Consider the following 26,173-nt stretch of genomic DNA (forward strand, 5'->3'; position numbering starts at 1 on the left):
AAATTAAAATGCTAAGCTTTGAAGAAGTGCAGTAAGTGTGTTTTATCTTAAAAATTCTTTTCTTATGCCTGATACAATTGAAGTTATGAAGAAAAAGTGTTATATATTCCGTACATTATTCTCCTATTTTTATGGAATAAGTTTCATCTCCAAAGCGGTCTTGATGTAAGTGGAGAAAAGGACCAAGGAATAGAAGAAAGAATTAGTAGAAGGGCAATTGTGAAAAAAATGGCTATTATCTTAAATTTTTCAATGTCCAGATCGGACTTCTTTAATTTTGCTTCACCTATACTTATCAATGAAACCGAAATGACCATAATCGTAATATGCTCCATGCCAAAGAAGCGGATTTCTCTCATTTGAATGGACGAAGGGAGATGGAACCAAAAGTGCTTGACAATTGGACTTAGACTATAGAGCAAAACTCCAAAAGTGAATTGCAGATAGACTATTGAAGTGGTGAGTTTAAATAACCTTTGGTCAAGGATGGTAAACCTTTTATGATTTATCCATCCTTGATATGCTTTAAATGTAGAAATTAATAATGCCAACAATACTAACCAGCGAATGATTGAATGGCTGCTAAGTAGAAATTGATACATTTAATTTTAGATTATAAATTCTTGCTCCAAGCGTTAAAAAGTAAAAGTTGCTTGTCGTTAGGGTTGACTATTTTTCTTATTTCTAAGTCTTTTCCTTCACCAAAGAAACTTAATCCTATTTTATCAAGATATTCTTTATGAGGAAGCGGCTCAGCGTTTTCAATATAATCGTGAATAAAGTCTGCAATTTCTGGGTAAGTCATTTTAACTAAATCCTCGAAAAAGTTTTTTTCAGAAAAAGGTCTACCCTTTCCATATTTACTCACCAGTTCTAACATAAGTTCTCTCAATCCTCTTTTTCCATTGGATAGCTCTAGTAGCCTGATGTCTAGATAACCTGCTACCAATGCCCCTTTATAGTAGATATTGCCATATTGTTTAGCTCCATCTTCATTGAAAGACTCTTCTGCTATTCTTGCAAGACTCCAAGATTTGTCAAAATAATTATCATTGATAAGGACTTTTTGACGGATGCCATTTTTGATATAGGAGTCAAAATCAACTACACCACCTCGATATAATAGAATGTTAGATGCCCATTCTGTAACCCCTTCATATAACCACAAATGCTTTGATGGCGTAGGTTCTACAAAATTGAAAGACTCAATAATTTCTGAATGAATATTTAAAGGGGTTACAATATGGAAAAACTCATGAGAAGCAATATCTGTAACCTCTTTCATGTAAGCCGCTGTAGGTTCGTTCTCGGCTAGGACGTATTCAGAGCTGTAAGCGTGTTCCCAAGCTCCGGTTACTCCATCAGGATTAGGTATAAAGTAGTATAGAAAGGTATATCTATCAACAGGAAGCTTTATCAGAAATTGGTTAGATGCCTCTAACATTGCTCTCATGTTTTCAAGTAGGGCAGGAGAGGTAAATTTGCCGTTTTCAGAATAAGTGAAAATGCGAACAGGCGTATCTGCCACTTTGGTTTCTGCAAAAGTCAAATTTCCAGTAAGAATAGGGGAGTCTACTATTTCATCGAAAGAGTCGGCCCATAGAAAACCCTCAGCCTCTTTAAGAGCCGTTCCCGTTTGCCATCCATCTCTTCCTTTTATGCTCAGTTTTATGGGTTGGCTTTGTTTGCCGCTAAAGTATCCTATCATGGTATGAGCATTAATTAAGGAATGGTCATCCTCAATGCTACTGCCACACATCATATAAACTGGGTAAGATTCGACTTCGGTGTCAAATGTCTCAGCGACATTATAACTTATACTTTTTACTTTATTTGCCTTAGAAATGATATATTGATTGGGTTCTTTATAGGAAACTTTTATCTCTTTCCCTTTTTTATTAAACGCTTTAAAATCACTAACAAAGCGGCCAATGTTTTGAGTTTGGTAAGTGCCTGGTGCGGTAGCTGCAAATTGATATAATCCCTTGTTTTTGCTTAAGGGTTCTGCCAAATTAGCTGAAACGTAAAAGGTATCCGTATTTTGGGTGACGTCAATTTGAAATTCAATTGGTGTTTGAGCAAAAGTCAAAGTTGAGACAGAAAAAAGAAGAAGAGTTTTAATTAAGTTCATTTAGATTGATGATTTTGAAGCCACAAAAATGAGACTTTTTGATAAAAAAGTAATTAGAATAGTGTATGTTCTTAGGGTTATGTCTGCTTTTGAGTCAATTATATAGAAATTCTATGGCATATTTGAAGAACTTTATAATTTGATAATCGTTTAGACTTTATTACTAATCTATTTCGGTCTATATTATACTTATGAGATACACCATTCTTTTGTTTTCTATTTTATTGGGTTCTGTGGCCTTAACACCTTATGAAATAACGTTTTCCGAGGTTTTCAATGCCAATGAGGACGATGTTTATACCCTTGCCACATTTTCTCAAGAGGATGTTATCGGTAAATTGCTTAAAGAACCTACTCACGCCAAATTTGTTGAAGAATTTGATGCGAAATTTGGAGATGATTTTAATAAGAAGATTCAATATGAGAAGTTAAACCAAGTTAGTGTGGATGACTGGGAATTAAGTCTTTTTGAGGAGAGAAATAAGCAAATGGAGTTTCTCAAGTCTTATGTTAAATACGACGGACTTTCAGAGGAATTTATAGACTTAACTCAAGCCAACATTAATTATAATTATTGGCATTTGCTTTTGGCTTACGCTATTAACAGAAGTAACCAAAATACCGGATTAAAGCAAGTAACATCTCTGCCTAGAATTATGACTTCCGCTTTAGATTTAAATAAGATAAATAATCCAAAAAGATTGCTGTCTAAATCTTATAGGGAGTTTTTGCCCTATTTTGTAACGTATTTTAATTCTGAAAAAAAAGGTTTTAATAAATATGCAGACGGTGTTTTATCCATGAAAGATAAAGCCGAATTTGCGGAAGAATATTTAAGAGGTGATGTTTTAGATTACACTTTAACCAGACTGATAGAGAATAACTATAAGGTGCTGAGCACTTCTGCTTTTAGGTTTTGGACTAGCCAGGTTTATTGTGACAAATTGAAGGAATTCCTGTCGGACTCTTTTTATGACGAACTGTTAACTGCAGAAACTAGCAGAGCAACGGAACTCTCTAAAGCAAAAGAAAAGGATACTGAATTGCCCGCAATAATGGATCTAAATGACCACGCTTTTACTTTTGAGAAATTTAAAGGTAAGGTAGTTTATGTAGACTTTTGGGCAAGTTGGTGTGGACCATGTAGGCAGGAGTTTCCTTATAGTAAGGCGATGCATGAAGGGCTTACAAGTAAGCAAAAGAAGGAGATAGTTTTTCTTTACATTTCTATAGACGAAGACTTAGACAAATGGAGGGGGGCAGTTCAGAAATTAGGTTTAGAAGATTTTGGAGAAAATGGTCATTCTTATGATGTTTCTATAAAATACAGGGTTTCTAGCATACCGAGATATATGGTTATCGACAAAAAAGGAATTTTGGTAAATGATAATGCTCCAAGACCAAGCAGTGAGGAAACTTTGCCGTTATTATTAGAGTTACTCTAGTGAAAAAAACGGTGCTTTTATATAATTTTACTTTCAGAAAAAGTTAGACAATATGTTCAAAATAATTTTAATCGTTATACTCATAATTGCCTTTGTACCGCCAGTAAGAAGATTCTTATTTTGGTTGATTGTAGGGAAACAAATGGTCAATGAGCAGAAAAAGGCCAACAAGGGTCAGCAATCTAATATGAAGCAAGAAGGTCAAATAAATGTTGACTATGTTCCTAAGGATACAGACACTAAGGGTTTTAAGGGAGGCCAATATGTAGACTATGAGGAAGTAGAATAATTAATGTCATATCTTGGCAATTCGGGATGGAATTATTCCGTTATCCTATTTTTTGATAAACAACATTTTTGAGTATGTTAAATAGATTTTTTAGAGTAACTGCTTTACCTCCTTATGTAGATTTTGCCATTTTCTTTTTAAGAGTAGGCATGGCCATTTTAATGCTTCCTCATGGATTTAAAAAGCTGCAAAAAATCTTGAATGGAGAATTTGGCTTCTCAGATCCTATAGGTATGGGTCAAGGATTTTCCTTGATTTCTGCAACTTTCGCCGAACTAGGATGCTCTCTTTTGCTATTGTTCGGGTTGTTTACCAGACCGGCATTGTCCATCCTCATTTTTACACTTTTCGTGATTACTTTTGTTGTGAAAATCTCAGAAGGTTTTGATGGCATGGAAAAAGGACTACTTTTTCTTATTCCTTATATTTCTTTATTTATGTGGGGTCCAGGTAGGTACTCTTTGGATTATTATATTTTTGGAAGAACTAGAAGGTCGGTTAGGTTTTAGATGTAGCGTTTTCGGCGGCATTTTTAACCAGAGATAAGTCATTAACTCCTTCAAAGCCACTAAAGCCACAATAAATTCTAGTGTCGATGTCAAGTTGAATCGGCTGGCCACCTTCCCATCCCATCAAATCAGGTAGTTCAATTCCGAAATCTTTATAGTTTATTCGTCCAGAAAATACTTCAACCTCGTATTCTCCTGTCTTCATGTTTGTAATCCATACTTGGGAAGCTTTTCTATATGCGATATCATAAAATCCTCTACCTCTTACTTTGTCATTTCCCCAGATTTTTCCGTAAACATTTCCAGGATCGTCTAAAATGCAGAGAGCTACATTTCCTTCTGATATATTCCAATCTAAAGGACTGTTTTTAAAATTTGGTATTTCGGCTGTAATGGTCAATATCATTCTATCTATGACCATTTGCAATTCAGATTGGCTCATTTATTTAAGGTTTTAGATCCTAAATATGAATAAATATATTTAAAAGAAACTTCGCAAGTCCTAATAAATATTTACCAATAAGTAAAAGAAAGGTTAATGACTGAAAGATATGAAGGAAAAGCTGTCAGGACCAAATGAAAGGATTTTTGACATTTTTGTAATTGATAATTTCCATGGATATCGTCCCAAAAGAAAATTCAATTTCCATTCTAATAGGCACACGGTTTTCATCGTCAGAAACGAATATTCTTATGGCCTCATTACCTTCAAACAAATCGTTTTTAGGAAGTATAGGGTTTAGTTTGAGAACCCTCATTTTACCAAAACGAGTCTTGATTTCATCTTTACCTGCATATTTAACCTGCATGTTATAAAGCTCGTCATCAAAAAACAAAGGAGCTTTTACGCTACTTCCTATTTTCATATGGGAGAAATCCACGGTTCTGAGGAAGTAATAGCCTGATATAACATCTTGCACATATTCAGGTACTTTGTATTCGGTGATTTTCTCTTTTTCCAGTTTCTTTACCGTGTTTCTCTTATGATCAAAAGTAAAGGTTTGGTCTCTTTCATAAGAGTTTTCTCTAGCACTGTATTCAAATTTATGAGGTATAAAGGCGGTGGTGTCGATAAATGATCTGTAAACATTGCTGACTTTCCAGAGACTTGCCACACCCGCGGTCTTTCCAGTAACATTTACTCTGTAACATGGTCGGTTATTTACCTCAAATATTTTTCTGTGAACATCTACCTTTGCTTGCCCTATGGTGATGAAGCCATACTTTACCTTATAGGTATAATTTTCACCAGCTTGGAAGCTATTATTTTCCACAGTTCGATAGCCCCTGTCAATAAATGCAGCAAAGGCTATGCTTAATGTCAATAAAAGTATTAGTCGTCTTTTCATTATTTCCCTAAACTCTGAAATTCGTCCTTTAAATGTCCTACGTAGTCCTTAAATTCTTTGTTAAATTTTGAATTTAATTCCTCTTCGAACTCATTTTGTTTTCCTTGATAAGTTCTGAATGCCGTAAAATACGCATTGTTTAAAGTACCTCTTCCTTTGTACTTATATTTTGGGTTGCTGTTTGATGTATCAGCGGAAATCATAATCTCATCTATAAGGTCATATTTCAACTGGTCCTTCTTTATAGACGACATTTCTGGGGAAAAGGTTTGAAACAAGCTGTCAAGTTTTTCTGTACCTCTCCTGATATGCTTGGAAAATTTCGTATTAAAATCTTTTACTTTTTTGTACTTTTTCAATTCTTTGGAATCTTCGCCGTATTTGCTTTTCAAGAAAAGTAATGCCCCTTTATCCCCAATAAAATCAGCCAGATTTTCATTGAAAGCTAGGTTGTTTTTTACAAAAAGAGTGCCATGCGTTAATTCATGAATGAGAAGTGCAGCCAATGAACCCTCATCTAACTCTAGCATACTACTTAAAATAGGGTCTGACAAATAACCTAATGTACTCCAAGCAGAAATTTCAGAAATTCGAGCATCTAAACCTTGGCTTTTGAGTAGTGCTAACTCCTCCAGTGCATCTTCTTTATCAAAATGACCTTTGTAGGCGAAAGTACCAACAATTGGAAACTTCCATTTTTTATTTTCAAGACTATACGGTGGACAGGCTGTTAAAACCCACATGATGGGTTCGCCTTTTTGGTCATAATAATCCTTGTAACTTCTACTAGGTTTAAGTCCTAGAGAATCTACAGTGAATTTTTTGATGTCTTCAATTAAGAGAATTTTGGCCTTTAAACTATCTGGGAAATTATCATCTTCCAGTATTTTATTTATTGGAGTGGTGTTGTAAATGACATTTAACTGACCTTTGGTTTGTTTAAGACCATAGTTAATCTCATTGAAAAATGAGAAATAGAAAGTTAGAGATATTACCAATAAAATTATAGCGAGGAACTTGAAGATTTTTTTCATATAAAAAGAGCAGGAGAATGTCTCCTACTCTTTAACGCTTTCCTAATAATAATAATTTATACCTTTTGTATTTTTTTATTTGTATTTCTATTTTTCTTTCTCTGCATCTTTTCCAAGAAGTATTTCATCTTTACCAATGATGGCTTCTTTGATTTTCATTTCTATTTCATCCAAGAGTTCAGGAGTATCTCTAATAAGATTCTTTACAGAGTCGCGTCCTTGTCCAAGTCTGTCTTCTTTGTAAGAAAACCATGAGCCAGATTTTTTGATAATATCTAAGTCAACACCCAAGTCTAAAACTTCTCCTGCTTTAGAAATCCCTTCGCCATACATAATATCAAACTCTACTACTTTAAATGGAGGTGCCATTTTGTTTTTAACCACTTTAACTCTGGTACGGTTACCCACTATGTCGGCGTCGCTATTCTTTATTTGGCCTATTCTTCTAATGTCAATTCTTACTGAAGCGTAAAACTTAAGGGCGTTTCCACCGGTGGTGGTTTCTGGAGAACCAAACATCACCCCAATTTTATCTCTTAACTGGTTGATGAAGATGCAAGTACATCCAGTTTTGTTAATAGTACCAGTAAGTTTACGAAGTGCTTGAGACATTAAACGAGCCTGAAGGCCCATTTTGCTATCTCCCATATCACCTTCTAGTTCGGCTTTAGGAACAAGAGCGGCTACGGAGTCAATCACACATATATCTATAGCTCCAGAAGAAATTAAATGTTCCGCAATCTCTAGAGCTTGCTCACCATAGTCTGGCTGAGATATAAGAAGATTGGCGGTGTCGATTCCTAATTTTTCTGCGTAAAGCCTATCAAAAGCGTGCTCGGCATCAATGAATGCCGCAATTCCGCCTGCTTTTTGTGCCTCTGCAATGGCGTGCATGGCTAGTGTAGTTTTACCAGAAGATTCTGGTCCATATATTTCTACGACTCTACCTCTTGGAAAACCATTTATACCTAAAGCTAAGTCCAGACCAAGCGATCCTGTAGAAATAGTAGGTACATCCAAAACTTTGGTGTCACTAAGTCTCATTACAGTACCTTTGCCAAAAGCTTTGTCTAATTTGTCAATTGTGGTTTGAAGTATTTTTAGGCGTTCGTTGTTTTCTGCCATTGGTAATATTATTAGCGTTTGAGGTTTTTCTTTTTGTCTGATACAAAGATATTGCAACTTTGCACAATTTGCTAGCAAAGATTGGCTAATATATTTAGCAATGACTTTAGTGTGCTTATTTAGAGTTGCTTATGTGCTGCGTTTTAGCTAAAATATTTACCAATTCATCGTTTTAAGTCTGGCTGTCCCTTAAGTTTATGAGCGTTCTACCTCATAATATCCATAGCGTCCGATTTATTTTTAGAGTAATTACTTTTTAGGCTGATGAAAAATCTTGAATGAAGCTAATGGTATTGGCAAAAGGACTTTTTTAGTATCAGCGTGTTTTCCATCCTATGAATAAGCCGTTGGTAACAGTTTAACTGGTTTACAAAATATTCTTGCCTTTTTGCGTTAACTATAAAATCTTTCTAACCGTCTCATGAAAAACAATCTATTTTTTCTCCTACTTATCCTCGTTATAGGCGTATTCACCAATCCGTCTTTAGAAAAGCATCAAGCTGCTGTGCAAGAAAAAGTTAAGGAGCTAGAAAGTTTTAAAGGAGAAGTGAAAGGAGATACACTTAAAAAACTAGGAGCCATCCTTGGTGAGGCTATTGGCTTCAATGCCATGGAGAAGTATCTTAATAATAATGTTCAAGTAGACGACTATAAGGTTTTTTCCTTAACCAAGCTTAAAATTAACGGGGATTATAAAACGGTAGGGATAGGAGCTTTTGGAATCGTATTTCTTTTTGATGACGCAAAATCTTACCTAGACGAAAAGCTAACGTCCATTTCAGAATAATTCGTAGAAGTTTCTTGGGCTACTTTTTCTATCTTTGCCGATTGAAAATTTAAGAATCGGATGCTCATATCATATAATACGTTAAAAAAACTTATTGATTTCCCTCAAAATCCTGAAGAACTTTCTGCTTTATTGACCTCTACAGGTCTTGAGGTTGAGGGCTTGGAAGAGAAATTATCTGTACCAGGAGGCTTAAAGGGCTTGGTGATTGGAGAGGTTAAAACTTGCGAAAAGCATCCCAACGCAGAGAAATTAAACTGTACCACGGTAGACGTAGGGCAGGAGGAATTACTAAATATTGTCTGCGGTGCACCTAATGTGGCTGCAGGTCAAAAGGTCATAGTGGCCACCATTGGAACAACGCTTTACCCTTCTGAGGGCGATAGCTTTGTGATTAAAAAATCCAAAATAAGAGGTGAGGTTTCTGAAGGGATGCTTTGTGCTGAAGATGAAATTGGACTTGGAAAAGGACATGATGGCATCTTGGTATTAGATACACCACTGCCTATCGGAACCGCAGCAGCTACTTATTTTAATTTGGAGTCTGACTATGTGATAGAAATAGGTCTAACACCGAATAGGGCAGATGCGGCATCACATTTTGGAACTGCCAGAGATATTAAGGCTATAACAGGTCAAGAAATCACTTTACCGGATGTCTCTTCTTTTAAATTAGGATCAAAAAAATCTTCCATTTCTCTAAAAGTAGAAGACACGGATGCTTGTCCGAGATTTTGCGGGCTAGAAATTACTCAAGTTGAGGTTAAAGAATCTCCGGAATGGTTGAAGAACTTTTTAAATGCTATCGGAGTCAATAGCATCAACAACTTGGTGGATATCAGCAACTACATTTGTCATTTTTTGGGTCAACCAATGCACATTTTTGATGCCGATAAAATTGGTGGAGCACAAGTAATTGTGAAAACCCCTGAAAAAGACACTTTAATAACTACACTAGACGGGGTAGAAAGAAAATTATCGGGAAGCGATTTGGCTATTTGCGACAGCAACGGACCAATGGCCATTGCTGGCGTTTTTGGTGGAGAGACTTCAGGAGTTACTTCTGCGACAAAGAATGTGTTTTTGGAAGTTGCTTATTTTAATCCAGACAGCATCAGAAATACCGCCACCGCACATAGCTTAAAAACAGATGCCAGTTTCAGGTATGAAAGGGGTACTGATCCCAATATGCCTTCTTACGCAGTAAAGTTGGCGGCGTTAATGGTTTTGGAGCTTGCTGGTGGTGAAATAGTGGATACAGCCTTTGATAACTATCCTGTAGCTATTCCAAACCATGAAGTGTCTGTCAAATTCAAGAACATTGACAGACTTTTAGGGAAGGCATTACCACGGGATTTAATAAAGGAAATTCTACAAAAGCTAGATATCGAAATCAAATCCGAGAGCAATGAAGGCATGGAGCTTTCTGTACCGGCCTATCGCGTGGACGTAACACGGGAGGCAGATGTGGTAGAAGAGATTTTGAGAATTTATGGTTTTGATAATATCGAACTTTCAGAGCATCTTTCTTCCGATTATTTATCTGATTTTAGAGAGGTAGTTCCAGAAACTCAAAGCTTAAAAATATCTGAGCTGCTGGCAGCAAACGGTTTTCATGAGATTCAGACTTTGTCGATCGTTAAACCTTCTCAGAACGCTTTGTTAACGGAATTAGAAGGCTCTCGCGTCCGGCTTTTGAATCCGCTGACGGAAGACCTTTCTGAGATGAGAAACAGTTTACTTTTTTCAGGTTTACAAACGCTCTCTTATAATATTAATAGGAGAAGTAGGGATGTTAAGGTTTTTGAGTTTGGAAGAACCTACGGCAAAAAACAAGATGAGAGCGGCACCAGTTACTATGACCAATCAAAGTTAGGTATTTGGGTGACCGGAAATAAGTTGGCCGAGTCTTGGTATCAAAAATCTGAAAAGGTTTCGTTCTTTGATTTGAAGAATGAGGTGGTAAAGGTTTTTACGGCCATGAGGTTGACGCAGCTTTCCTGTACAGAAGCAGCATCGGGTTTGTTTGATTATGGTATAGATTTCAAATTGAATAACAGGGTGGTGGCCACACTAGGGAAAGTAAAGGCGGCCTATCTGAAGTTTTCCGACCTGAAACAGGAGGTTTTCTATGCGGAGATAGACTGGGCGTATTTATTGAAAAAGTATTCTTATAAGGTTACTTTTACGGAGATACCGAAATTTCCGGAGGTAAGAAGAGACCTTTCATTGGTATTGGATAAAGCAGTTAATTTTGCTCAAATAGAAGAGTTGGCATTAAAAACAGATAAGAAATTATTAAAGCAGGTGAATGTCTTCGATATTTATGAAGGAGAAAAGCTCGCCAAAGGCAAAAAGTCTTATTCTGTAAGTTTTGTTTTACAAGACAATGCTAATACTTTAAATGACAAGGTGATTGATAAAACGATGAGCAAGTTAATTTCAACCTTTGAAAATCAATTGGGAGCGGAAATAAGAAGGTAATAGGCCTTTTGTTTTCAAAGTCTCCACTGCTAGAAGAATATGGAATCTGAAAAACAATACAACCAAGAAAATGCCATGATGTTTGCTCGTTTAGAAGAGCTTTCAGGAAAGGTAGAGGGGCGTATTGCGAAGGTTCGCAGCTATGAGCAGAAAATTATTGGACTGGAATTTGAGCTTAGAAAATTAACAGATGAGAGAGATGACCTAAAGAAAAGGCTCTCTTTTTTTAAGAAACGTAAAATAGATGAAGTTTCTAAAGTAAATGAATTAGATGCCATAACGGCTCAAAATTTTACTATTAGGAATAAAATCGCTAAGATTGTAACGGATATTGATAGTCAAGGGGTAAGTGAAGATGGGGTTAGAGAATTGATACAAACTCTAATAGGCGAAATAGACGATTGTATAAGCTTATTGAAGTAATAAATAATTTTGCTTTCATAAAATGAGTTCGGAAAAAGTAAAGGCAAATATTAAAATAAATGGTGAAGCATTGCCATTTTTATTGTCGGCCGAAGAAGAACCATATTTTAGAGAAGCTGCTATTAAAATAAATGAGCGATTGGCCGTATTACACAACAAATACGGGGCGGTTGCTAACTTTGAGCATTTGCTTTCTACAGTGGCAGTAGAAGCTATGGTGGACGCCCTACAAGCACATCAGAATTACACGAGACTCAGAGATGAAATTAATGGTAGATTAGAGCAAATTGATAGTCGGCTTGACGGCTGAATTCTCCCACTTTTTTTAATTTCCTTACTTTAATATTCTATCAACGAATTATTAAATAAAGAATTAATGTCAGAATATTTATTGTTAATCGCAGGTATTGCCGGAGGCTTACTTGCGGGATTTTTCATAGGTAAATCAATCCTAAAGAGTACCAACAAAAATCAAGAAGCAGAAGCTGCAAGAAAGGCAGAAAACATTTTAAGAGATGCAGAATCACAGGCAGAGAACTTAAAAAGAAATGCAGAGTCTCAGGCAGAAAACATTAAAAGAGATAGGAAATTAGAAGCCAAAGAACATTTCCTTAAACTGAAAACCGAATTTGAAGAAACGACCAATAACAAGAAGAATATTATTATTCAGAATGAACAGAAGGTAAGAACACTTCAACAGCAGGCGGCCTCTTTAATGGAGAAAAACAAAAGAGAGGAGACCGAAATCCAAAGTCAAAAAGACAAGTTAGCTAATCAGCTAGAGATAGCTGCCAAAAAGCAAGAAGATGCAGAAAAGCAACTAAGTCTACATGTGCAGCAACTCGAAAAGATTTCTGGATTATCTGCAGACCAAGCCAAGGAGCAATTAATGGATGCACTCAAAGCAGAGGCGGAATCAAACGCATCGGCTTTTGTGAAACAGTCTATTGAAGAAGCAAAACTTTCTGCCACCAAGGAGGCTAAGAAAATTATAATTCAAACGATTCAAAGAACAGCCGCAGAGCAGGCGATTGAAAACTGTGTATCTGTTTTCAATATTGAAAGTGACGAAATCAAAGGAAAAATTATAGGAAGAGAAGGTAGAAATATTAGAGCTTTGGAAGCAGCTACGGGAGCCGAAATTATTGTGGATGATACCCCTGAGGCTATTGTGATTTCTAGTTTTGACCCTGTAAGAAGAGAGGTGACAAGGTTATCACTTCACAGATTGGTGACAGACGGCAGGATTCACCCCGCCAGAATTGAGGAGGTCGTGAATAAGACCAGAAAAGAAATTGACAACGAGATTATAGAAATTGGTGAGAAAACCGTTTTAGACTTAGGTATTCATGGACTACATCCAGAACTGATAAAGATGGTAGGTCGTATGAGATTCCGTTCGTCTTATGGACAAAACTTGCTTCAACACTCTAGAGAAGTGGCTAAGCTTTGTGCTACCATGGCGGCCGAAATGGGTATGAAAGTAAAACTTGCTAAAAGGGCTGGTCTTTTACATGATATTGGAAAGGTTTATCAAGAAGAGTCTGATTTGCCACACGCCATTTTAGGAATGGAGTTGGCTAAAAAATATAAGGAAAATCCAGAGGTATGTAATGCCATAGGTGCTCACCATGATGAGATAGAGATGACTTCATTGATTTCTCCTGTGATTCAGGTGTGTGATGCCATCAGTGGTTCTAGACCAGGTGCCAGAAGAGAAATGATGGATTCTTATGTGCAGCGACTAAGAGATTTGGAGGAGTTGGCACTAGACTTTAAAGGTGTGGAGAAATGCTATGCTATTCAAGCGGGTAGAGAACTTAGAGTGATAGTAGATGCAGAAAACGTAAGTGACGAGTTTGCGAGCATGTTGTCATTTAATATTTCTCAGAAAATTGAAAAAGAAATGCAATATCCAGGTCAAATCAAGGTTACGGTGATACGTGAAATGAGAGCCGTGGCTTATGCGAAATAATATGGAAGCGGTATTTCCGCTTTAAATCATTTGTTAATGCAATCTTAAAGCACCTATATTTTAGGTGCTTTTCGTTTTATGGAACAACCTTTTATGTCCTTCTCACATCTAAAAAGCAGAATAGAAATACAAACATTTAAAATTTTATAGATTATGAAAAAGCTACTTTTTATCGCATCAGCATTGGTTATTGGTTTTAGCTCTTGTAGAGGACCCGCAGGTTTTGATGGTGAACCTGGCCCTGCAGGACAAGATGGAGGTTTAGTTTACGCTACCGCCATTGAACTTGTTGTAGACTTTACCCCCGCCAATGATTTTAAAATTGTGGAAGATTTTGGTTTTGATGTGTTTCCAGCAGATGTTCCACTTGTGTTTATAAAATGGGAAAATGATTCTAACGGCACTGAAATTTGGAGACCCTTGGTTCAAACCGCTTATCTAAATCAAGGGATTTTGACTTATAACTATGATTTCACTCAGGGAGATTTCTCTATATTTTTGGACGGCACAGTTCCTGATTTCTCAAAATTGGATGTGGCATATTTAAACGGTCAAGTATTTAGGGTGGTCGTGGTTCCTGCAGCTTTTTTAGAAACGGGTAGATTAAGCTCTAAATCTTACGATAGCATTACTCAAACATTTGGAATAACGGAAGAAGATTTTGTAAAGAAAGATTTGAGATAAGCGACCTTGAAATTTTTGATAAGCAGTGGTTTCAATTCTGAGACCGCTGTTTTTTTTTGTGGTAGTATTTGGACTATCTTCGCCGAAGGACAATAAATTATGAGAAAAATATTATTTCTGCTTTGCATTTCTTTTATAAGCCAGGCCCAGATAAAAACCAATTTGCCTATTATTTTGATTGATACAAAAGGTAGAAAGATTGTGGATGAGCCTAAGGTTTTAGCCAATATGACTTTGATCAATAATGGGGAAGGTAAGGAGAATACCCCTACAGATAGCCCAGAATACGAAGGGAATATTGGAATAGAATATAGAGGTTCGTCTTCACAAAGTTTTCCTAAAAAACCATTTGGTCTAGAGACTTGGGATGAGAATGGAGAAGACGAAAAAGTATCTTTTTTTGGATGGCCTGAGGAAAGCGACTGGATTTTATATGCTTCATATAATGAGAAGAGTCTTATTCATAATGTGCTGACGCTTAGAATGGCCGAAAAGATGGGCTTATACGGGAGTAGAACCAAATATGTGGAGCTCTATCTTAATGGCAATTATGAAGGCGTTTATGTTTTTATGGAGAAGATAAAAAGAGATAAGAAACGGGTAGATATTTCTAAGCTAGAACCAGACGAGGAATCAGGAGAAGATTTGACCGGAGGTTACATTATCAAGATAGATAAAAATACAGGCTCTAATATTGGAAGTTGGTTTTCAAATTATAGTAATCAATCGAATGGTTTTAAGCCTTCTGAGTTTTTCTATGAGTATCCTAAAGACATTACTACAATTCAAAAGGACTATATAAAAGGATATATAGGGTCTTTTGAGAATTCGCTGCAAAGTGAAAACTATACAGACCCCACTAAGGGTTACCAGCAGTATATAGACATGCAGTCTTTTGTGTTGATGACCATCGTCAATGAAGTTTCCAAAAACGTGGATGGCTATAGAATCAGTACTTTTCTGTACAAGGATAAAAACGAAAAATTGAAAATGGGGCCGCCTTGGGATTATGATATTAGTTTTGGGAATGCAGACTACTGCAATGGTTCGTCTTACAGGGGTTTCTCGTATAATTTTAATGCCTTTTGTCCTGATGACTATTGGCAGGTGCCCTTCTGGTGGCAGAAGTTTCTAGGAGATATCAACTTCATAAAAGCCTATAGAGAAACTTATGATGATTTACGTCAAAATGGTATTTTAGAAGATTCTAAATTAATTGGCTTAGTGGATAGCCTTGCCAATGAGATTAAAGATGCACAAGTAAGAAACTTTAATAGATGGCCTATTCTTGGTCAATACATTTGGCCGCAGCCACAGCCTGTACCAACGACGTGGGAGGGCGAGGTGAATGAATTGAAGAAGTGGATTCCTTTAAGGCTGCAGTGGTTAGACGAAAACATACCTTCTGAAATGCAAGTGCTTTCCTCAGAAAGGCGTTTAGATTTTAAGGTAAAGGCTTATCCTAATCCTTATATCTCTTCGCTCAGTATTGAAATAATTGCTGTGAAAAGTAGCACCGCCCATATTCGCTTGATAGACCTTTTGGGAAGAGAAATTAAGAATCAAGATTTTGATTTAGAAATAGGACAAAATCGATTGAATCTTAATTTCCCTGAAAATCATTCTGCTCAAACCCTACAGTTTCTAAAAGTCAAGGTAGGGGAAGACGAAACGACACACAGAGTGGTGCATAAGTAGGCCTAGATGGTCATTCCGCCATCTGCCGTGAAGACTGCCCCTGTGGTAAAAGAAGAAGCATCAGAAGCTAAATAAAGTGCCAAGGCTCCTATTTCGTCTACTGTGCCTATTCTAGAAATAGGCATGTGCTTCGTAAATCTTTTCATGATGTCCTCGTTTTGCCAAAGAGCCTGAGAAAACTTAGTTTTAATAAGTCCTGGGCAAATGGTATTGACCCTAATGCCATCCGTTCCCCATTCTTTGGCCAAAACTTTTGTAAGCATATTGAGTGAGGCTTTACTGACAGAGTACATACCCAATCCTGGGTCTGGTGTAAGGGCTGCTACGCTGCTGACGTTAATAATGCTGCCACCACCTCGGCTTTTCATAGAGGCGTAAACCATCTTAGAGAATTCGAAAGGAGCTTTTACGTTGACCGCCATTATTTTATCAAAGGCATCACCATCGCAATCCAATGAGGGGCCAAATACTGGATTGGTAGCCGCATTATTAACTAAAATATCTACACCTCCATAGGTTTCAATGGTTTTATCCAATAGGTTTTGAAGTTGTGTCATATCTCCAGCATGTGCTGCTATGGGAAGTACCTCAGCATTGCTTTCTTTTCTGATACTTTCGGCTACTTCGTCTAGAATGTCTTGTTTTCTACTGCTGATAACCACTTTGGCTCCGTGGGCAGCAAAAAACCTGGCCATAGACTCTCCGATACCTTTACTGGCTCCCGTTATAATGGCCACCTTTCCGGTGAGGTCAAATGCGTTTTTGTAATTCATAGGGTTTATAGTTTGTTGATTTTAATTAAGTTTTGTGCTATTGAACGCTCAGTCCGCCATCTAGTACGATGCTTTGGCCAGTCATAAAACTGGACTGGTCAGATGCTAAAAACAGTATGGCGTCAGCTATTTCTTCTGGCTTGCCAAAACGTTTCATGGGCGTTGCATATTTGAGCATGTTTTTATATTCCGGCTCGTCGTTAATGCTGTCTAACATGGCGGTTTCTGTAAAGCCTGGACAAACGGCGTTTATGCGAATGTTTTGTTTGGCATATTCCACTGCTGCAGATTTTGTCATGCCAATTACAGCATGCTTACTGGCGGAGTATGCTAAATGACGAGACATACCGATTTTTCCAGCAACCGATGCAGTGTTGACAATGGCACCGCCACGATTAGCTTTAAAGTGCGTAAGGGCGGCTTTCATGCAGTAAAAAACACCTTTAATATTGATATCTATAACACGGTCAAATTCTGTGTCAGGGTAATCTTCCGTTTTAACTCGAGGGCCAAGAATTCCAGCGTTATTTACCACCACATGGATTTGTCCAAATTGGCTTATGGCTTTTTCAAATGCATTTTTCACCTCTTCGGGTTGGGCTACATCACATTTTAGGTAAAATATGGAGCCTTCCAAAGCCGCTAATTTGGGAGATTTTGCTTCGGTAATATCCATCACCAAAACTTGTGCACCTTCCAAAAGGAATTGCTTTACGGCCTCTAGGCCAATGCCTCCATTCCCACCGGTGATGACAATGTTTTTGTTTTCAAATCTTTTCATTTTTCACAGAAGTATATTATTTCCTCCATTGGTAGGGCATACCTTTTCGCTAATTCTGGAGGGAGTTCGTTGACGAAATTGTCCTCAGTTACTTTGAACCCAGCCTTAGCGAGTTCTTTACCATAGTCCTTACCAAAAAGACGCAGATGGTCAGATTGCTTAAATACTCGCTCTCTTTCTCTAGGATCTGTGATGGTGGGGTCTGTCAGGGTATGCTCCATTTTCATGTCTTGGGGAGACTGCATAATGGCCCAGCCGCCTGGTTTTAAAACCCTGTATAATTCTGATGTAGCCACATCAAAGTGTTCTACATGCTCTAAAACATGATTGCAAAAAATAACGTCAAAGGAATTATCTGGGTACTGAATCTTTTCAATATCCATCTTAACCTTCGCCAGCGGCGATTCAATATCCGCCGTGATGTATTCTAGGTTAGGCAATTCTTCAAAACGGTTTATAAAGCAATATTCTGGTGCTACATGGAGTACGTTAAGTTTGCTTTCAAAGAAAGTAGTTTTTTGTCTCAAATACAGATACATAAGTCTATGTCTTTCTAAGGATAGACAAGAAGGGCATAATGCGTTTTCTCTAGGTTCTAATCTGCCGTAAGGTAAAAATTTCTTAAACTTACCGGAGCAAACCGTACACTCCACGGAATCTCCCTTCATAAAGCCAGCATATATCCTTAAAGGAATGTGGCTGAATAATTGTAGGTATTTGCGTGGAACGAAACGAATAAGAAAACTAATTATATTTTTCATCGAAATATTTGACCTGTCCTTGTTTTAAGGTCAAAAATAGAATTAAGTAAACAGCAAAAAAAATGCAAGAGAAGAAAGCCGAAAATTCGCCAACAAATAAACATTATAAAAGAAAGGAAGATAAGAATTGGTATCAAAGTCTTTTACTAAGTCAAAAGTTTAAAATCAATGTTATTCTGGGTTTAACTTTAACGGCACTTGGGGCTGTAATTTTGACCATAACTGGGCCAGAGATGCTTCACCATTGGCAATTTGCCCTTCATGGTTTTATTGGCATAGCTGTTTTGCTAGTGGGACTGTGGTTTTTTGGCAGGGGTTTAAGGTATGAATTTCAGCTAGATGCCATTAGAATAGCGAAAAGAAACCGAAATTTTAATGGGGGAAATCAACGTAAAGGCCCTAAAAAACCAGCTCCGAAGAAAGCTTAAGACTATCTTCTTAACCAATCGTATTTTATGTTTTTCAGATAAGCTTTCCTTGATTTCATGGGAAGCTTATTTTTTTTTGTTAAATCAGCGAGGATGAATTCAAGTATTCCATTCTGGAATTTACGATAGTTATAATATGTTACTGTTCTTGAAAATTAATGTCAAGGGGTTCAGAGTATCGGAGTGCTGATTTTTATGAGAAGATGTTTCTTGGGAGTACCAGGTATAATAGCATATACCACTTCAAATAGAAGGTAAATGAAGTTGGGTATAAGGAAACTAAAAAAGTCTCAACCTTTCCAAATCTAGATTGAGACTTATTTGCAATAGAAATGCAAAAAAATAGAATTACTTAGTGAAAGAAGCCTTAAGCTCTTCGATATCTACTTTTCTGATTTCTGGCTTTAGCGTAAGACGCTTAATGTCAGCTTGCTTGTTGTTTGCAATTGCTCTGTTTCTAAGGCCTTTTCTTTTTAATCTTGTAACTGCCATTATATATAAATTTAAATACTAGTTTGCTTGTTTACTCAAATGAGGTGCAAAGGTAGCTATTCTGTTTAGAATTATCAATGATAAATCTAGAATAACTGTACTTTTGTGCTCGGAACTATTAAAAAACTTATGTCGAAACCAAGTTTAGCCAGAGGAACACGTGATTTTGGGCCTGAAATAATGGCAAAACGAACTTATATTCTAGAAACTATTAAAAAAGTTTTCAAGAAATTTGGATTTTTATCTTTAGAAACGCCTGCTGTAGAGAATTTATCTGTGCTGATGGGTAAGTATGGAGAGGAGGGAGACAAACTTCTTTTTAAGATTTTGAATTCTGGTGATTTTGCTAAAAGTTTAAAGCAAGAAGATTTTGATAATGGTGCACCAGCCATGCTTTCTAAAGTGGCAGAGAAAGGTTTGAGATACGATCTTACTGTACCGTTTGCCAGATTTGTGGTGATGAACCGCCATGAACTAGCCATGCCCTTTAAACGTTTTCAGGTGCAGCCAGTTTGGAGAGCAGACAGACCACAGCGAGGTAGATACAGAGAGTTTTACCAGTGTGATGCAGATGTGGTAGGTACTGAATCTTTATTATGCGAAGCAGAGATCATATTGATGCTTAATGAAGTGTTTGAGAAACTTAAACTGGATGATTTTACTATAAAAATAAATAGCAGAAAAATCCTTACAGGTATTTCAGAGGCTATTGGGAAACCAGGAAAAGAAGCTGAGTTGTGTGTTGCTATAGATAAGTTAGATAAAATAGGAAAAGAAAAAGTAGCCGAGGAATTAGAAGCGAATGGTTTTGAGAAAGAGCAAATTGAATTACTTTATGATTTGTTTGATTCTAACGCGTTAGCTTCAAATGCTAAAAGTCAAGCGAATGAATATGTAAAGAAAGACACCAAAAGAATGATCGAAGAAGGTGTTTCAGTGGGGGGAGCAGAAGTTATGGAAGAGCTTTTTAAAGCCAAATTACATAATTTAGAATATAATGTTCAAGTTTTGGGAAGTCTTAAGGAATTTCTTAAAGAATCTGAAACTGGGCTTAAAGGAATTTCAGAACTGGAGGATATTTTTGAGTTGGTGAAGGGCTTTGGTTTAGATAATGCAAGAGTCGAAGTTGATTTTACCCTAGCCAGAGGTTTAAGCTATTATACCGGTGCCATTTTCGAAGTAAAAGCTGGAGGGGTGAAGATAGGCAGTATCTCTGGAGGAGGGAGATATGATGATTTAACTGGCACATTTGGCGTATCTGGATTATCAGGTGTGGGGATTTCATTTGGAGTCGATAGAATTTATGATGTATTGGATGAGTTGGAGCTTTTTCCTGAAGATGCCACAGAAAGCACGAAGGTTTTAATAACTAATTTTGATGCAATATCTCAGAAAGCATGTTTGCCTATTTTAAAGCAACTCAGAGATGCCGATATTGCAGCAGAACTTTATCCGACCAGTACAAAAATGAAAAAGCAGTTTGATTATGCTAATAAAAAAGGAATAGCCTATGTTTTGGTGGTAGGGTCAGAGGAAATAAAAGCGGAGAAATATAGTTTGAAAAATATGGCTTCTGGAGAACAGGAAAGCTTAGGTATAAATGAAATAATTAAGATTCTTAATGTTTAAAAAACAAAAATTAATAGCCTATTTACTAGTCATAGTGTCTAGTTTGGTGGCCACTTTTTCTTTCTATTTTTGGCAAGTAGTCAAAAGTCCTAATCTGAACTTAGACGCAGAGAAGAGCGTCGTGCTTTTGATTCCCAAAGGAGCTACTTACGAAACTGTTCTAGATAGCTTAAATAAACGTAATCTTATTCATGATCAGATAAGCTTTGGCTTTTTGAGTAAATTCATGAATTATAGAGAGATTGTGAAACCAGGAAGGTATGAGATACCACCAAATACTGGTAATAAAGAACTACTAAGTAAATTAAGGTCTGGAGACCAAGACGAGGTTAAATTGACATTCAACAATATTCGTCTGAAGTCTGAACTGGCAGAAAGGCTTGCGGCCAATCTTTCTATTGATAAAAATGTGCTTTTAGAAAAGTTGAACGATCCAGCGGTTTGCGAAAAGTATGGTTTTACCACAGATAATATCATGTGCATGTTTTTGCCAGATACTTATTTTATGTGGTGGACACTTACGGAAGATGAGTTTCTGGATAGAATGAAATATGAGTATAAGACTTTTTGGAATGAGGATAGACTTAAAAAAGCTGCTATCACAACAATGAGTCCTATTAAAGTGGGAATCATGGCCAGTATAGTTCAAAGTGAAACAAATAAATCTGATGAGCAACCAACGGTGGCTGGGGTTTATGTAAACAGAATTAAGCAGGGCATACCTTTACAGGCCGATCCTACGGTTAAATTTGCGGTAGGCGACTTTACTTTAAAAAGAATTTTGAAGAAGCATCTTACGGCAGAATCTCCTTATAATACCTATCGCGTTCAAGGATTGCCACCAGGCCCAATAACCTTGCCAGAAAAAAAGGCTATTGATGCGGTGCTTAATTATCAGCACCACGAGTACATTTATTTCTGTGCCAAAGAAGATTTTTCAGGATACCATAATTTTGCCAGTACACTTTCAGAGCATAATGCCAACGCCAGACGTTTTCATGATGCCTTAAATAAAAGGGGGGTTCTTTAATGTTTAGTTTTGACTATAAATATAGAGTGAGATATGCGGATGTAGACCAAATGGGCTACATGTACTACGGAAATTATGCTAGGCTGTATGAAATAGGTAGGGTGGAAGCACTCAGAAGTTTGGGGATTAGGTATAGGGATTTTGAAGACAATGGCTTCATTATGCCTGTTTATGAGAACAATTCTAGATTTATTTCTCCTGCTAAATATGATGAACTCATTACTATTAGGGTTATTTTAAATGAGATCCCTAAGGCGAGGATTGTGTTTAACTATGAAATTTATAACGAGGAGGAACAAAAAATACACAAGGGAGAGACTACTTTAGTTTTTGTCAATACGGCCAATAACAGAATTATTTCTTGTCCTGAGGGTATAGAAAAGGCTTTAGAACCATTTTTTTAAAGCTGAATGAGCAAAATAGGAAATACCGTATTTATTAAGAAATTCAAGAGGTTTTTAAGAAGTATATATCTGTGGGATACCACCATTTCCTTATATCATGTATTGACCATTTTATGGCAGCGAATTATTACGTTTGACATAGACCAGAGAGCGGCTGCTGTTTCGTTTTCATTACTATTGGCTATTTTTCCTGCAGTCATATTTCTTTTTACACTCATTCCATATATTCCCATTGAAAATCTGGATGTGCAGATTATGGACTTTTTAGCCAATATATTGCCCAAGGGCATTTATTCTACTGCGGCAAACACCATTCAAGACATCATTAGCAGAAGGAGGGTAGATGTACTTTCTTTTGGTTTTTTGTTTGCACTTTATGCAGCCACAAATGGTATGATGGCCTTAATAAGAGCTTTCAATATTTCTTTAGAAAAAGATGATAAAAGAGGTTTTTTTCAAGGAAGGCTTGTGGCTCTTTTATTAACTTTCCTATTGGTTTTGGTTATGATTTCGGCTATTTTGGTACTCATTGTAGGGAAATTCTCCATTGCATATTTATTTGAAATAGGCTTTTTAAGTGAAGACTTTACCTATTACATGATTCAGGTGCTAAGGTATGTTTCCATCTTTATTATTTTCTTTTTAGGTATTGGTAGCATTTATTATTTTGCTCCTGGTAAAAATAAGAGAATGACTTTTTTTAATATTGGGGCTGTTTTGGCTTCTATATTATGCATTCTGGCTACCAATGGATTCTCCTATTATTTGGTAAATTTTAACTCTTACAACAGGCTTTATGGATCTATAGGAACGCTTATAGGGATGATGGTCTGGATATACTTGATTGCAGTGATCTTGATATTTGGATTTGAAATTAATTCAAGCTTGAAAGATGCTCTAGAGCAAGAAAGGGAATCTTCTGATTTGGACAGTTAAATAAAAAAAGCCGCAGTAAGTAATCAGTTTACGTGCGGCCTTTTTCTGTAAATTTTAACCACCAGAATAATCAGTTCCAATGTGACTAAATAGATGCAATAGCCGTGCCAAAACAATACCTTTATAGGAAAACATTTTGTACTATTATCTATGAATAGCTTAAAAGCAATTTAGGTATAGTTATTCATATAAGCGTAATGTAAAATAAGTAGATGAAAGGAAATGATGCAGAAATTTACTGGGTGGTCAAAAAGTACGACGATTTAGTTCTAAATGAGCTTTATGAAATATTGGCTTTGCGTTCTGAAGTTTTTGTGGTAGAGCAAAATTGTGTCTATCAGGACATAGACTTTAAAGATGGAAAGGCTATTCACGTTATGGGTAGCAATAAAAAAGGTGAGCTTATAGCCTATACTCGTTTGTTTGGATTGAATCAGTATTTTGATGGTTTTCTAGCCATAGGCAGAGTTATTACCAAGGCCTCCTATAGAAAGTACGGTTTTGGTGCAGATTTAATGAATTTTTCTATTGCTAAATGCCATGAGCTTTATGGAAACCATCCTATAAAAATAGGTGCTCAAAAATACCTCTTGAAATTTTACGGATTGCTGGGATTTAGAGAAATAGGTGAGGACTATATAGAAGATGGTATTCCGCATTGTATAATGATTAGAGAAAATTAATAATTGATTTTCTCCTCGAATTTTGATTGGTTAAGTTTAGGAGAAAATTATAAATTGTAACTATGAAATTGGGAGTAGTAAGCAATCCGGAAATGGTAGATTTTACAATGCCAGAGGATGCTCTAGAAACCTTAAGAATATTAAAGAAAGGGAAAGAACCGTTTGAGACTTATGTAGGTTGTGCCAAATGGAACAAGGGAGATTTAAAGGGGTTTTCTCAGAAGGGTACTAAAGATGAGCTTACTTATTACGGAACACAGTTTAATTCAAAAGCGTTAAATGCCACGTTTTATAATAGTTATCCTTCTGAACAAGCGAGGACATGGTATGACAAAACACATGAGGGGTTTAAGTTATTTCCTAAAGTACCAAGATATATTAGCCATATAGAAAGACTGAATGATGTCACCGCTCCGGTGATAGAATTTGGAGAAACAGCCAGAGCCTTTGACGAAAAGTTAGGAATGGTTTTCCTTCAAGTTCTCGATAATTTCAAGCCCTCTAATATGGATAGCTTGAGGAAATTTGTAAACGAATGGTCAAAGGATATACCTCTGGCCGTAGAGCTTAGAAATACAGATTGGTTTTAAGACGCCGCAGCCGCAAAGATGTTTATCAATTATTTGAAGAAAACGAGCTGACCAACATTTTAACCGATACGGCGGTTAGGAGAGACTTGATGCATATGCGGATGACTACGCACGTGGCTTTTATAAGAAATGTAGGGGCAAATCACCCGAGTGATTACCCAAGATTAGACGAATGGCTTGATAGGATTGCGGTTTGGAGAGAGCAGGGCTTGGAGAAGCTTTATTTCTTCGTGCATCAAAATATTGAAAAGGAATCTCCACTACTTTTGAAGTATTTCATCGAGAAGTTTAACGATAGATTTAATGAAAACCTTTTAATGCTTGCTTAATCATGGAGATTATAAGACTTTTTAAACAACAGTTTGAATCCTATAAAAAACTGGGAGACCGCACTTTTGAGCAGCTTTTTGACGAAGACATCCATTGGAGATTTAATCCACAAAGTAATTCTCTGGCAGTAATAGTGAAGCATATGCACGGAAATATGCTTTCTAGATGGACAGATTTTTTAACTACAGATGGCGAAAAGGAGTGGCGTGAAAGAGATGCAGAATTTGAGTCGAGTTATAGTTCTAAAGCTGAAATGCTAAGAGACTGGGAGCTAGGATGGGCATGTCTTTTTGAAGCACTAGATGCTGTAAATGAGAGTAACATAGACACGGTGATTTATATTAGAAATGAAGGGCATAGTATAGAAAACGCTTTTATCAGACAGCTGGCTCATTATAGTTCTCATGTAGGCCAAATCATGTATATCGGAAGAATGATTAAAGGAGCTGCGTGGCAGAGTTTATCCATTCCTACCGGGAAATCGGATACTTTTAATAAGGAGAAATTTGCAGCCTCAAAGAGGTGACATGTGTGAGCAAAGGACATTTTAAGTAAAATGTCCTTTGCTCATTTTAAGCATTTACCTAGCCACCCAACCGCCATCTACCAATAGGCAAGAGCCCACCATGTAATTAGAGGCATCGGAGGCCAGAAACATGGCTACACCTTGAATTTCGGATAATAGACCCCAGCGACCTACCGCCGTGGCACCTACAATAAACTTCTTGCCCTCTTCTGTATCCTTTATAGGCTCGTTCATTTCTGTTAAAAATGGTCCTGGACATATGGCATTTACGTTAATATTGTCGAGGGCTAACTCTAAAGCCAGAGCCTTAGTCATATTGACCACCGCTCCTTTAGATGCGGTATATGGCGTTCTATTGGCGAGTCCTACCAGACCTAAGGTACTGGCTAGGTTTATAATCTTTCCTTTCTTTTGTTTCTTCATGATGGGTGTTACCGCTCTGCTGGCTAGCCAAGTACCAGTGACATTGATGTCCATCACTTTATTGAAATCTGCCAAACTGAGTTCATCTATAGCACCTCTAATGTTAATGCCAGCGGAGTTTATCAAAATGTCTACGCTGCCAAATTCTTTTAAACATAGAGCAGCCATGGCCTCCATTTCAGTTTCTTGGGTTACATCAGCGGCCATACCTATGGCTTTGGTCCCATATTCATTTCTGATTTTTTCCGCGGCTTGGTCGCATTCGCTTTGCGTTCTTGAAACCACAAGAACGTTTCCGCCAGCGGCGGCTATACCCTCTGCCATGGCTAAGCCTAATCCTTTTGAACCTCCAGTGATGATGGCGGCTCTGCCGGTTAGGTCAAATAATTTTAATCCCGGTAATTTATCGTTTGAGTTGCTCACAAATACTTATGTTTATTTTTAAATAGAATTG

General features: G+C 36.9%; 30 protein-coding genes. 19 read left to right on the forward strand and 11 right to left on the reverse strand.

Annotation, left to right across the window (positions count from 1 at the left end):
* Positions 1–143 precede the first annotated feature (143 nt).
* The gene (locus tag ACSBFT_RS02025) at positions 144–602 is read right to left on the reverse strand and encodes a hypothetical protein (RefSeq protein WP_463044381.1); all 459 of its coding nucleotides are present in this window, start codon (positions 600–602) and stop codon (positions 144–146) included.
* Positions 603–613: 11 nt separating this feature from the next.
* A complete protein-coding gene (locus ACSBFT_RS02030; protein WP_489603152.1) occupies positions 614–2,131 on the reverse strand; it encodes a M61 family metallopeptidase in 1,518 nt (505 codons plus the stop codon).
* Between the two features lie 191 nt (positions 2,132–2,322).
* On the opposite strand from ACSBFT_RS02030, the gene ACSBFT_RS02035 reads away from it, so the two are divergent.
* From ACSBFT_RS02035 to ACSBFT_RS02045, 3 genes are all read left to right on the forward strand, one after another.
* A complete protein-coding gene (locus ACSBFT_RS02035) occupies positions 2,323–3,576 on the forward strand; it encodes a TlpA family protein disulfide reductase (RefSeq protein WP_489603154.1) in 1,254 nt (417 codons plus the stop codon).
* Positions 3,577–3,628: 52 nt separating this feature from the next.
* Positions 3,629–3,865, forward strand: coding sequence for a DUF4834 domain-containing protein (locus ACSBFT_RS02040; RefSeq protein WP_463044384.1), 237 nt, complete (start codon positions 3,629–3,631; stop codon positions 3,863–3,865).
* A gap of 74 nt (positions 3,866–3,939) precedes the next feature.
* Complete coding sequence (locus ACSBFT_RS02045; protein WP_463044385.1) at positions 3,940–4,374, forward strand: DoxX family protein; 435 nt, start codon at positions 3,940–3,942, stop codon at positions 4,372–4,374.
* Here the strand turns inward: ACSBFT_RS02045 and ACSBFT_RS02050 are convergent.
* From ACSBFT_RS02050 to recA, 4 genes are all read right to left on the reverse strand, one after another.
* Positions 4,364–4,816 (reverse strand): hypothetical protein, encoded by a 453-nt coding sequence (locus ACSBFT_RS02050; RefSeq protein WP_489603156.1) that lies wholly within the window; start codon positions 4,814–4,816, stop codon positions 4,364–4,366. The genes ACSBFT_RS02045 and ACSBFT_RS02050 overlap by 11 nt on opposite strands.
* A 124-nt stretch (positions 4,817–4,940) precedes the next feature.
* Positions 4,941–5,723, reverse strand: a complete 783-nt coding sequence (locus ACSBFT_RS02055) for a DUF3108 domain-containing protein (RefSeq protein WP_489603158.1) — start codon at positions 5,721–5,723, stop codon at positions 4,941–4,943.
* Positions 5,723–6,757: an aminopeptidase gene (locus ACSBFT_RS02060; protein ID WP_489603159.1), complete on the reverse strand. Its 1,035-nt coding sequence runs from the start codon at positions 6,755–6,757 to the stop codon at positions 5,723–5,725. Before ACSBFT_RS02060 ends, ACSBFT_RS02055 begins: the two co-directional genes overlap by 1 nt.
* A gap of 87 nt (positions 6,758–6,844) precedes the next feature.
* A complete protein-coding gene (gene recA, locus ACSBFT_RS02065; RefSeq protein WP_489603161.1) occupies positions 6,845–7,882 on the reverse strand; it encodes a recombinase RecA in 1,038 nt (345 codons plus the stop codon).
* A 421-nt stretch (positions 7,883–8,303) separates the two neighbouring features.
* On the opposite strand from recA, the gene ACSBFT_RS02070 reads away from it, so the two are divergent.
* The 7 genes from ACSBFT_RS02070 (at position 8,304) to ACSBFT_RS02100 (ending at position 15,933) form a co-directional block, all read left to right on the forward strand.
* The gene (locus ACSBFT_RS02070; protein WP_463046045.1) at positions 8,304–8,669 is read left to right on the forward strand and encodes a hypothetical protein; all 366 of its coding nucleotides are present in this window, start codon (positions 8,304–8,306) and stop codon (positions 8,667–8,669) included.
* Between the two features lie 60 nt (positions 8,670–8,729).
* Complete coding sequence (gene pheT / locus ACSBFT_RS02075; RefSeq protein ID WP_489603163.1) at positions 8,730–11,153, forward strand: phenylalanine--tRNA ligase subunit beta; 2,424 nt, start codon at positions 8,730–8,732, stop codon at positions 11,151–11,153.
* 39 nt (positions 11,154–11,192) lie between these two features.
* Positions 11,193–11,576: a hypothetical protein gene (locus tag ACSBFT_RS02080; protein ID WP_463046043.1), complete on the forward strand. Its 384-nt coding sequence runs from the start codon at positions 11,193–11,195 to the stop codon at positions 11,574–11,576.
* A 22-nt stretch (positions 11,577–11,598) separates the two neighbouring features.
* A complete protein-coding gene (locus tag ACSBFT_RS02085; RefSeq protein ID WP_489603165.1) occupies positions 11,599–11,886 on the forward strand; it encodes a cell division protein ZapA in 288 nt (95 codons plus the stop codon).
* Between the two features lie 66 nt (positions 11,887–11,952).
* Positions 11,953–13,551: a ribonuclease Y gene (rny, locus tag ACSBFT_RS02090; protein ID WP_463046041.1), complete on the forward strand. Its 1,599-nt coding sequence runs from the start codon at positions 11,953–11,955 to the stop codon at positions 13,549–13,551.
* A 153-nt stretch (positions 13,552–13,704) separates the two neighbouring features.
* The gene (locus ACSBFT_RS02095; protein ID WP_463046040.1) at positions 13,705–14,235 is read left to right on the forward strand and encodes a collagen-like triple helix repeat-containing protein; all 531 of its coding nucleotides are present in this window, start codon (positions 13,705–13,707) and stop codon (positions 14,233–14,235) included.
* A 99-nt stretch (positions 14,236–14,334) separates the two neighbouring features.
* Entirely contained in the window at positions 14,335–15,933 is a 1,599-nt protein-coding gene (locus ACSBFT_RS02100; RefSeq protein ID WP_489603167.1) for a CotH kinase family protein, read from the forward strand.
* Between the two features lie 2 nt (positions 15,934–15,935).
* On the opposite strand, the gene ACSBFT_RS02105 is transcribed toward ACSBFT_RS02100, so the two are convergent.
* Genes ACSBFT_RS02105 through ACSBFT_RS02115 form a run of 3 tightly spaced genes read right to left on the reverse strand, consistent with a single transcriptional unit; the run spans position 15,936 to position 18,248 of the window.
* Positions 15,936–16,706, reverse strand: coding sequence for a glucose 1-dehydrogenase (locus tag ACSBFT_RS02105; protein WP_489603168.1), 771 nt, complete (start codon positions 16,704–16,706; stop codon positions 15,936–15,938).
* Positions 16,707–16,743: 37 nt separating this feature from the next.
* Positions 16,744–17,487, reverse strand: a complete 744-nt coding sequence (locus tag ACSBFT_RS02110) for an SDR family NAD(P)-dependent oxidoreductase (RefSeq protein ID WP_489603170.1) — start codon at positions 17,485–17,487, stop codon at positions 16,744–16,746.
* Positions 17,484–18,248 (reverse strand): class I SAM-dependent methyltransferase, encoded by a 765-nt coding sequence (locus ACSBFT_RS02115; protein WP_463046036.1) that lies wholly within the window; start codon positions 18,246–18,248, stop codon positions 17,484–17,486. The genes ACSBFT_RS02110 and ACSBFT_RS02115 overlap by 4 nt, the downstream gene beginning before the upstream one ends.
* Before the next feature lie 62 nt (positions 18,249–18,310).
* On the opposite strand from ACSBFT_RS02115, the gene ACSBFT_RS02120 reads away from it, so the two are divergent.
* Positions 18,311–18,676: a hypothetical protein gene (locus ACSBFT_RS02120; RefSeq protein ID WP_463046035.1), complete on the forward strand. Its 366-nt coding sequence runs from the start codon at positions 18,311–18,313 to the stop codon at positions 18,674–18,676.
* Positions 18,677–19,024: 348 nt separating this feature from the next.
* On the opposite strand, the gene ACSBFT_RS02125 is transcribed toward ACSBFT_RS02120, so the two are convergent.
* The gene (locus ACSBFT_RS02125) at positions 19,025–19,168 is read right to left on the reverse strand and encodes a hypothetical protein (RefSeq protein WP_463046034.1); all 144 of its coding nucleotides are present in this window, start codon (positions 19,166–19,168) and stop codon (positions 19,025–19,027) included.
* Between the two features lie 129 nt (positions 19,169–19,297).
* Here ACSBFT_RS02125 and hisS point away from each other — a divergent pair, with 129 nt between their 5' ends.
* The 8 genes from hisS to ACSBFT_RS02165 all read left to right on the forward strand — a co-directional run bounded on the left by hisS (position 19,298) and on the right by ACSBFT_RS02165 (position 25,296).
* Complete coding sequence (hisS, locus tag ACSBFT_RS02130; RefSeq protein ID WP_489603172.1) at positions 19,298–20,797, forward strand: histidine--tRNA ligase; 1,500 nt, start codon at positions 19,298–19,300, stop codon at positions 20,795–20,797.
* Entirely contained in the window at positions 20,790–21,827 is a 1,038-nt protein-coding gene (gene mltG, locus ACSBFT_RS02135; protein ID WP_489603173.1) for an endolytic transglycosylase MltG, read from the forward strand. The genes hisS and mltG overlap by 8 nt, the downstream gene beginning before the upstream one ends.
* Positions 21,827–22,231 (forward strand): acyl-CoA thioesterase, encoded by a 405-nt coding sequence (locus ACSBFT_RS02140; protein WP_463046031.1) that lies wholly within the window; start codon positions 21,827–21,829, stop codon positions 22,229–22,231. Before mltG ends, ACSBFT_RS02140 begins: the two co-directional genes overlap by 1 nt.
* A gap of 6 nt (positions 22,232–22,237) precedes the next feature.
* Positions 22,238–23,167: a YihY/virulence factor BrkB family protein gene (locus ACSBFT_RS02145; protein WP_463046030.1), complete on the forward strand. Its 930-nt coding sequence runs from the start codon at positions 22,238–22,240 to the stop codon at positions 23,165–23,167.
* A gap of 212 nt (positions 23,168–23,379) precedes the next feature.
* Complete coding sequence (locus ACSBFT_RS02150) at positions 23,380–23,850, forward strand: GNAT family N-acetyltransferase (protein ID WP_489603175.1); 471 nt, start codon at positions 23,380–23,382, stop codon at positions 23,848–23,850.
* A gap of 62 nt (positions 23,851–23,912) precedes the next feature.
* Positions 23,913–24,440: a DUF72 domain-containing protein gene (locus tag ACSBFT_RS02155; RefSeq protein WP_489603177.1), complete on the forward strand. Its 528-nt coding sequence runs from the start codon at positions 23,913–23,915 to the stop codon at positions 24,438–24,440.
* Positions 24,431–24,769 carry a DUF72 domain-containing protein gene (locus tag ACSBFT_RS02160; protein WP_489603179.1) on the forward strand — a complete coding sequence of 113 codons (339 nt, stop codon included), beginning with the start codon at positions 24,431–24,433 and terminating at the stop codon, positions 24,767–24,769. Before ACSBFT_RS02155 ends, ACSBFT_RS02160 begins: the two co-directional genes overlap by 10 nt.
* 2 nt (positions 24,770–24,771) lie before the next feature.
* Positions 24,772–25,296: a DUF1572 family protein gene (locus ACSBFT_RS02165; protein ID WP_489603181.1), complete on the forward strand. Its 525-nt coding sequence runs from the start codon at positions 24,772–24,774 to the stop codon at positions 25,294–25,296.
* 54 nt (positions 25,297–25,350) lie between these two features.
* Here ACSBFT_RS02165 and ACSBFT_RS02170 read toward each other — a convergent pair whose 3' ends face one another.
* On the reverse strand, positions 25,351–26,142 hold the full coding sequence (locus ACSBFT_RS02170; RefSeq protein ID WP_489603183.1) for an SDR family NAD(P)-dependent oxidoreductase: 792 nt from the start codon (positions 26,140–26,142) through the stop codon (positions 25,351–25,353).
* Positions 26,143–26,173: the final 31 nt, after the last annotated feature.

The sequence above is a fragment of the Arcticibacterium sp. SM2516 genome, assembly GCF_057914865.1.